Below are 3,557 nucleotides of genomic sequence, written 5' to 3'. Positions count from 1 at the left end.
ATATTTCTCGCCGAAGAGCGCCATTGCGCCGCCCTTCACCGCCTCGTCGTAGGGCATGACACGCACGATGCCCGGCGCGTTCGCCAGCACTTCCGCGTTCACGATTTCTTCCACGCGACGAATCTGCTCGTCGGTCATGGGGGCGTTGTGTGCGAAGTCGAAACGAGTCTTGTCGGGATCGACCAGCGAACCCTTTTGCTGCACGTGACCGCCAAGCACTTCGCGCAACGCCCGGTGCATCAAGTGCGTCGCCGAGTGATTGCGCGCTGTGCGCAGACGGCGGGTCGTGTCGATCTCGGCCTTCACCACGTCGCCCACTTTCAGCGTGCCTTGCTCGACCGAACCGTGATGACCGACCACGTCCGATTGCACTTTCAACGTATCGGCGACGGCGAAGCGCACCGCGGCGTTAGCGAGCACGCCCTGGTCGCCGGCCTGACCGCCCGATTCCGCGTAGAACGGCGTGTGATCCAGCACGACGACGGCTTGCTGGCCGGCTTGGGCCTCTTTAACCGATGCCCCGTCCACGTAGATCGCGACGATCTTCGCGTCATCGAAGAACTCGTTCTCGTAGCCATGGAACGTGGTCTTCTCGCCCGCATATTCCAGACCTTGCGCCGACTTGAACTTGCCGGCCGAACGAGCTTGTTCGCGTTGACGGGCCATGGCTTCGTCGAACGCGGTTTCGTCGACTGTGATGCCGCGTTCGCGGCATACGTCCGCCGTCAGGTCCAGTGGGAAGCCGAACGTGTCGTGCAACTTGAACGCGAGCTCGCCGTCGAGTTGCTTCGAGCCTTTGGCATCGAGTTCGGCGAGTGCTGTTTCGAGCATCGCCATGCCGTGTTCGATGGTTTCGAAGAACCGTTCCTCTTCCTGTTTCAGCACGTTCGTGACGCGCGTCTGCGCTTCTTTCAGTTCCGGGTAAGCCGCGCCCATTTCCTCGACCAGATCTGCCACGAGCTTGTGGAAAAACGCGCCCTTGCGGCCGAGCTTGTAGCCGTGGCGGATCGCGCGGCGCACGATCCGGCGCAGCACGTAACCGCGGCCTTCGTTGCCGGGGATCACGCCATCGACGATCAAGAACGAACACGCGCGAATATGGTCGGCGATGACCTTCAGCGAATTGTTCGTGAGGTCCGGCGTACCGGTTTCGCGGGATGCAGCCTTGATGAGCGCCTGGAACAGGTCGATCTCGTAGTTGCTGTGCACATGCTGGAGCACGGCGGCAAGGCGTTCGAGGCCCATGCCGGTATCGACGCTCTGCTTGGGCAGCTTCGTCATGTTGCCCTGGGCATCACGATTGAACTGCATGAACACGAGATTCCAGATCTCGATGAAGCGGTCGCCGTCCTCTTCCGGAGATCCCGGCGGGCCGCCCCACACTTCCGGGCCGTGGTCGTAGAACACTTCAGAGCAAGGGCCGCAGGGGCCGGTATCGCCCATGGTCCAGAAGTTATCCGATGCGTAGCGCGCGCCCTTGTTGTCGCCGATGCGGATGATCCGCTCCTTCGGCACGCCGATTTCGTTTTCCCAGATGGCGAACGCTTCGTCGTCTTCCTGGTAGACCGTGACGGTGAGCTTTTCCGGCGGCAGGCCGTAGACTTTCGTCAGCAGTTCCCAGCAATAGTGGATGGCATCGCGCTTGAAATAGTCGCCAAACGAGAAGTTGCCGAGCATCTCGAAGAACGTGTGATGACGGGCCGTATAGCCGACGTTTTCGAGGTCGTTGTGCTTGCCGCCTGCGCGTACGCTGCGCTGGGACGTGGTCGCGCGTGAATACGGGCGCGATTCGGTGCCGAGGAACACGTCCTTGAACTGGACCATGCCGGAGTTCGTGAACAACAGCGTGGGATCGTTGCCGGGCACAAGGCTCGACGAGCGGACGATCGTGTGGCCCTTCGATTCAAAGAACTTGAGGAATTTCTCGCGGATGTCGGCGGCTTTCATGGCGTGCGGGTCTGCTTTTGTGTGCGGTGGCGACGCGCGTTCGTAGCTTGTGCGCGGCGCCGGGAGCCAGATTGGGATTGTCGATTATACGGGGTTTGGCGATGGATTCTGCCCGTGGCGGCGGACGATGGTGATGTGCGCGTGTTGATTTCTCCGGACGGGACGTCCGCGCAACGAATCTACGTGCGCAGTGCTCGCGCATGGACTGCAGACCAGCCACTGTTCAACGCCAATTCCGATTACAGACCGTGATCATGGTTCGGCATCAGCCATAATCAAAATAACCATTAACTTCTTTATAAAAACAAATAAAAATTCCGATACCGCGGAGCAATGCATAATTGTCGTCTAGCGAATTAAAATTTTCGCCGACGATGCGGCTACACCGGAATACAATTTCACTTCCACCTCTAAAACTGGCACCTGGTGTATCTAATGGCAGCGATTATATGAAAATATATACTCAGTTGCGAAGACCACGCAGATAGTGCGTAACGTTAATAAGCACTCAATCATTCAAAGAAACGCGTTCAATGCATCCACGGAACAAAATCTGCAAGGTCCTCGCCAGTGCGGCATGCCTGCTGGGGTTGGGCGCTGCCAGCTTGGATGCGGACGCATCCTGCTCCTTCGCGGATCCTCAAACTGCCCACGTTTATACGATCACCATTCCACCGCAGAGCCTTTCGCGAGATGTCCCGGTCGGCACCGTGCTTTACAAAGGCGAAGTCCCGACCATACCCGTCAGCGGCCTTTACGCATGGTGCGCGGCCCCTGGCATTTATCTGAAGTCTGTCACCGGCTCTACGCTGATATCGTCGACTAATAACGTTTTTACTTACGCTACCAATATCGATGGGATCGGCATACGTTTTTACGAAGGCAACAACGGGAATCGCGGAAGTTATTTCGGGCCGGGAATTACCGGCAACTGGGTGGGTTCATGGAATTACAGCAACTCATACTATGGCGTTGAAATAGTCCGCACGCAGCCCACCGGAGTCGGTCCGAGCTCAGGTACGGTTGCCGCAACAGCTTACGCAACGTTCACGCTCGATCAGCTACTGGTCGCCACCATCCAGTTCACGCCGTTCGAGGTCGGTGTGCAAACCTGCACTGTCACCACGCCGTCGATCAACGTCGACATGCCGCGCGCCCATACGCGTGATCTGCCCACGGTAAATTCCACTTATGGCGACACCACGTTCAACATGGGACTCAACTGCGCGGCCGGCGTCAAAGTCGCCATGACCATCACCGACGCATCCCAGCCCAACAACACGTCAACCACGCTGTCGCTCGGGCACGACTCCACGGCGTCGGGAGTCGGCTACCAGATCGTGAACGGCGGCGTCCCGATCGCATTCGGTCCCGACTCGGCCGTACCGGGCGCGGCAAATCAGTTTGTCATCGTGCCGCTGTCGGTATCGGGCGCCTATAGCATCCCGCTGGTGGGCCGTTACGTTCGAACGGGAACAATGGTCCCCGGAAGTGCAAAAGCCTACGCGACATTCACCATGTCATATCAATGAGCGCGCCACGGGGGGGAATCTGCATCGTCAGTAGATTTCACGAGCCGTGAAAACGGCTTTGTCGAGCCGACGAAGTGG

At 58.6% G+C, this 3,557-nt stretch carries 2 protein-coding genes; one reads left to right on the top strand and one right to left on the bottom strand.

Translation table 11 applies throughout. The features are described 5' to 3' along the window. On the bottom strand, nt 1–1,947 hold a 1,947-nt coding region (gene alaS / locus ACFFAR_RS24045), incomplete at its 3' end, for an alanine--tRNA ligase (protein ID WP_174365074.1). A 533-nt stretch (nt 1,948–2,480) separates the two neighbouring features. On the opposite strand from alaS, the gene ACFFAR_RS24040 reads away from it, so the two are divergent. Continuing rightward, the gene (locus ACFFAR_RS24040; protein ID WP_375508590.1) at nt 2,481–3,479 is read left to right on the top strand and encodes a fimbrial protein; all 999 of its coding nucleotides are present in this window, start codon (nt 2,481–2,483) and stop codon (nt 3,477–3,479) included. Nucleotides 3,480–3,557: the final 78 nt, after the last annotated feature.

Source organism: uncultured Caballeronia sp. (assembly GCF_964243625.1).
Taxonomy (GTDB): domain Bacteria; phylum Pseudomonadota; class Gammaproteobacteria; order Burkholderiales; family Burkholderiaceae; genus Caballeronia.
Note: the sequence above shows the minus strand (reverse complement) of the source record. Positions and strands in the feature narration are given on the sequence as shown.

Coding starts and splice junctions, on each gene's coding strand:
- ACFFAR_RS24040 (WP_375508590.1), top strand. CDS start 2,481: ATGCATCCACGGAACAAAATCTGCAAGGTCCTCGCCAGTGCGGCATGC.